The organism is Microbacterium umsixpiens, assembly GCF_053543675.1.
Genome location: NZ_JBLVOH010000166.1, coordinates 10492 through 14700, shown reverse-complemented (window position 1 = coordinate 14700; position 4209 = coordinate 10492). Strand labels below are relative to the sequence as shown.

Here is a 4209-nt window from a genome sequence, read left to right as displayed (position 1 = left end):
GTTTTCGTCTGCCCTGCGTGCGGCCGGTCAGCGATCGAGCCAGCGCAGAGGGATGTCGATGACCACCTCTGTGCCCTCGCCATCGCTTCCGTGCCACTCGATGGTGCCGCCCAGCTCCCCCTGGATGAGGGTACGGATGATCTGTGTGCCGAGGCCCTGACCGATCCGACCCTCGGGGAGACCGAGACCGGTGTCGCGCACGGTGACACGGAGGTTCTCCTCGGTCCTGGCGGCGTCGATGGTGACGATGCCCTCCTGGCCGGCGAGACCGTGCTCGACGGCGTTCGTGACGACTTCGGTGAGCGCGAGAGCGAGGGGGGTCGCGTACTCGCTCGGAAGCACCCCGAACCGCCCTGTCGACTGCGTGCGCGCGCGCGTGTTCGGCGCCGAGGCGACCTCGGCCACGAGCTTGAGCACCCGGTGGAAGACCTCGTCGAAATCGACCTTCTGCGTGAGGCCCTGAGCCAGGGTGTCGTGGACGACCGCGATCGCATCGACGCGACGCATCGCCTGCGTGAGGGCATCACGGGCCTCGTCGGAGTGGGTGCGGCGCGCCTGGATACGCAGGAGCGACGCCACGGTCTGGAGGTTGTTCTTCACACGATGGTGGATCTCGCGGATCGTCGCGTCCTTGGTGATGAGCTCCTGCTCCTGATGCCGCAGCTCCGACACATCGCGACAGAGCACGATCGCGCCGATGCGCGTCCCATGGTCCTTCAACGGGATCGCGCGCAACGACACCGTGACGCCTCGCGCCTCGATGTCGGTCCGCCAGGGAGCGCGGCCGGTCACCACGACCGGCAGGGATTCATCGACCTGCCGCGAGGGCGGGACGAGCCGAGTGGTGACCTCGGCCAGGGACTCCCCTTCGAGCTCGTCATCGAACCCCATGCGGTTGAACGCAGACAGTGCGTTCGGGCTGGCGAACGTGCTGATCCCGTCGACGTCGATCCGGATGAGGCCATCCGACGCGCGCGGAGCACCCCGACGCGGTGACGTCGGTGCAGTGAGGTCGGGGAAGCTGCCGTCCGCGATCATCCGGAACAGATCGTTCGCGCACTCGTCGAAAGTGATCTGCTGGCGAGAGGGAGTGCGCAACTCGCCCAGGTTGGTGTGCCTGGTCACCACGCCGATCACGGTGGGCCCGGCATCTGCGCCGCGTCGTTCGCTCACGATCGGCACGGCGCGCACCCTGGTCGGGGTCTCCTCGAACCAGTCCGGCGACGACGAGTCCACGATCTCGGCCGACTCGAAGGCGCCCTGGACCTGCGTGCGCCACTGCGGTCGCACCCGCTCACCGACGATGTCACGGTAGAACAGCGTCGCTGCCCCGCTCGGCCGTGCATGAGCGACCGCGATGAAGGTACCGTCCTCCGTCTGAATCCAGATGACGATGTCCGCCGACGCGAGATCGGCGAGGAGCTGCCCGTCACCGGCGAGTCGGTGCAGCCACTCGACGTCGCTGTCGGTCAGGAGACCCTGGGCATGGGCGAGATCACTGAGGGTTGACACCCCACCAGCCTACGGTCAGATCCGTCAGAGGATGGCCAGGGACGTCGCACGCCAACGCCGATCGATGCCGTCCAGCCGGATGGCGACCGCGCGCGTACGCCCCGGCCCCGCCACCACGACGACGGCTTCGATCACGCCGTCGGTCGGCTCGGCCACGCGCAGCGACCTGATCGCGAACGCCGGTCGTGCCGGAGCGACACCCCGTGCGCTTCGCGCTCTCGCCGAAAGGTTGGCTCTGGTGACCAGGCTTCGGTAGGCATCCTCACTGAGCCAGCGAGCGAGCTGATCGACCTCCCGGATCCCGGCGAGAGCCTCGAGGACGCCGGTGGTGAGACTCCGCAGAAGCGGTGCGGGATCGGGGAGTTCGCTGGTCGGCGTGGGCTGGGCGGCGAAGTACTCGTGAGGCATCATGTCGAACTCTCGGTCGGGGAGGTCTGGAAGTCCGTCAGTACAGCACCACGTCGTCCCCCGGCGGGGGCGCATCGAGCAACCATGTGGATAACTCGTACGTGAGATCCGGCCGTCGCCTACGCTCTGTCGGGTGCACTGGGATCGTCTGTTCGAAGACCTCGAAGGCCAGCTGGCGTCGGACTGGGAGGCGGAGCGGGCCGTGCTCGACGCCGAGTCCGAGCGACTACGGATCGCGAAGCTGGACCTGCGCGCCCGCCTCCGGACGTTGTGCAGCGCCGGCACCGACGCGACGATCGACCTCGTGAACGGACGACGGCTGCCTGTCACACTCCAGGCACTCGGAGCAGACTGGCTCGCCGTGGCCTCACGCGATGTCGGCGGCTCCCGCCACACGACGGGCACGGCAGCATCGGCACTGATCCTCCCTCTGCACGCCGTCGCCGGCATCACGACGGACCACGGCATGATCCTGGCGAGCCTCGACGACTCTGCGACGGAGGTACACCCGCTTCGCGAGCGGATGACACTCGGGTTCGTGCTGCGGGATCTCGCTCGACGACGGGTCCCTGTGCACATCAGCGTGCACGTCGGCGACGACGCCCACGGCACGATCGACCGTGCAGCAGCGGATCACCTCGATCTGGCGCTGCATGATCCGGGGCAGGCGCGTCTCGCCGGAGCTGTGCACGGCTTCCGCATCATCCCGTTCTCAACGCTCGTCGCCGTGCGCACCCCGGGAGATCAGCTGCGGTGAGCCGAGGAGGTGCCCCAGACCTCCGGAAAGCTCGCGACCTGCGACTGTCTCCACAACGCCATGCGGCGGGCGTTCTCCGATTCCTCTGCCAGGTAGCCCTCGAGACTCGACTCCTCGACTCGCCAGCGCGGCGGCGATCCGAGCTGCGCGCCGCGGAGCCTTCCTTCATGGAGGAGGTCGATCACCTCGTCCACACCGATGCTCAGGAGTTCGGCCACCTGCGCGGGGGCGAGGAATCGCGACGCGGGCCGGGTCGGGGGTGCCATCCCCCCATTCTCCACGACGGGATCAGGAGGATCAGTCGCTCCGCGGTCCTGTGGATAACCGGCGGAGCACATCCGGGATTTCTGTGACGATATCGCCATGGCTTCCCTCTCTCGCCCTCGGCGTGCGTTCTGGGGCGACACCCGTTTCCTCGTCGGGATCGTTCTGGTCGTGCTCTCCATCACCGCAGTGTGGCTCGTCGTCACCGGATCCGACCAGGCGCAGCCTGTGCTCCGAGCCGACCGCACCATCGTGCAGGGCGAGAAGCTGAGTGCGGGCGACTTCCAGGTGATCGAGGTCGGGCTGGGCCTGTCCGGCGACGACTACCTCGGCCCCGAAGATCTGCAGCCCGGTCAGGTCGCGGCGCGCACACTCACGAAGGGCGAGATCGTGCCGACGACTGCGCTGGCTGATGCCGACCGAGACCGCAGCACCACCATCGTGGTCGAGAGCAACACCGGGATCCCCGGCGAGGTACAGGCCGGTTCGGTGGTCGACGTCTGGTTCGCCCCACCGCTCGACGACGGGCGCACGTACGACACTCCGCGAATCCTCGTCACGGACGTGGTCGTCCGCGACGTGATCGAGTCGAACGGCATGCTGGCAGATACCGCGGCCAGGCTCGAACTCGTGATCGACAGGAGCGATACAGCCGATGTGCTCGCCGCGATCACCGGAGGCGCAGCACTCTCCGTCCTCCCGGTCGGGGCCGGCTCGTGACGGCTGTCGTCGTGGCGATCCCGGAACCGCGCGCCACCGAACTGGCTGCGGAGCTGGAGATGGAGGGAGTCTCTGTCCTCGCCATCCTGCCTCTGCCCGCCGCCGATCTCGAACTCCCTCGTGACGCCGAGGCGATCATCGTGACGGCCGCACGTGCAGTACTCACGGCCGAGTTGGTTTCCACCTGCGATCGGGCGGGAGTCCGCATCCTCCCGCTCGGGGGTGCCGACAGCCGCCTGCTCGGACGACTCGGCTTGTCTGCCGCGTTGCCGCCCGAGGCGGCCGGCTGGGAGGTCGCGGCGGCGTTGCGCGCCGATGCCGACCACGTGAGTGCACCTCGATCACTCCATCCGCACCGGGTCATCGCCGTGTGGGGGCCGCACGGCGCACCGGGCCGCTCCAGGATCGCCATCGAGCTCGCGGTGGAACTCGCACGGTCCGGCCGCGCCACCGCCCTGGTCGACGCCGATACGGTCGCTCCATCACTCGCGCTGCTGCTCGGGCTCAGCGACGACGCACCCGGGATCGCTGCGGCCTGCCGTCGTGCC

The 4209-nt window shown here is 68.6% G+C and carries 6 protein-coding genes; 3 read left to right on the top strand and 3 right to left on the bottom strand.

What is annotated here, in order from left to right; translation table 11 throughout:
- Positions 1-27 precede the first annotated feature (27 nt).
- A complete protein-coding gene (locus ACNPM4_RS16290) occupies positions 28-1512 on the bottom strand; it encodes a sensor histidine kinase (RefSeq protein ID WP_029261950.1) in 1485 nt (494 codons plus the stop codon).
- Between the two features lie 24 nt (positions 1513-1536).
- Positions 1537-1923: an Rv3235 family protein gene (locus tag ACNPM4_RS16285; RefSeq protein ID WP_029261951.1), complete on the bottom strand. Its 387-nt coding sequence runs from the start codon at positions 1921-1923 to the stop codon at positions 1537-1539.
- Between the two features lie 130 nt (positions 1924-2053).
- Here ACNPM4_RS16285 and ACNPM4_RS16280 point away from each other — a divergent pair, with 130 nt between their 5' ends.
- Positions 2054-2677, top strand: coding sequence for a hypothetical protein (locus ACNPM4_RS16280; RefSeq protein ID WP_448986375.1), 624 nt, complete (start codon positions 2054-2056; stop codon positions 2675-2677).
- Here ACNPM4_RS16280 and ACNPM4_RS16275 read toward each other — a convergent pair.
- Complete coding sequence (locus tag ACNPM4_RS16275) at positions 2665-2943, bottom strand: helix-turn-helix domain-containing protein (protein WP_029261953.1); 279 nt, start codon at positions 2941-2943, stop codon at positions 2665-2667. The two genes, ACNPM4_RS16280 and ACNPM4_RS16275, sit on opposite strands and share 13 nt — an antisense overlap.
- A 97-nt stretch (positions 2944-3040) precedes the next feature.
- On the opposite strand from ACNPM4_RS16275, the gene ACNPM4_RS16270 reads away from it, so the two are divergent.
- Positions 3041-3661, top strand: a complete 621-nt coding sequence (locus ACNPM4_RS16270) for an SAF domain-containing protein (protein ID WP_448986374.1) — start codon at positions 3041-3043, stop codon at positions 3659-3661.
- The coding region (locus ACNPM4_RS16265; protein WP_448986373.1) for a P-loop NTPase at positions 3658-4209 on the top strand (552 nt) is incomplete at its 3' end. The genes ACNPM4_RS16270 and ACNPM4_RS16265, both read left to right, overlap by 4 nt.

What these genes read in the sequence shown, in the direction of transcription:
- ACNPM4_RS16285 (WP_029261951.1), bottom strand. Translation starts at nt 1,923, where the DNA reads ATGATGCCTCACGAGTACTTCGCCGCCCAGCCCACGCCGACCAGCGAA.
- ACNPM4_RS16275 (WP_029261953.1), bottom strand. Translation starts at nt 2,943, where the DNA reads ATGGCACCCCCGACCCGGCCCGCGTCGCGATTCCTCGCCCCCGCGCAG.
- ACNPM4_RS16270 (WP_448986374.1), top strand. Translation starts at nt 3,041, where the DNA reads ATGGCTTCCCTCTCTCGCCCTCGGCGTGCGTTCTGGGGCGACACCCGT.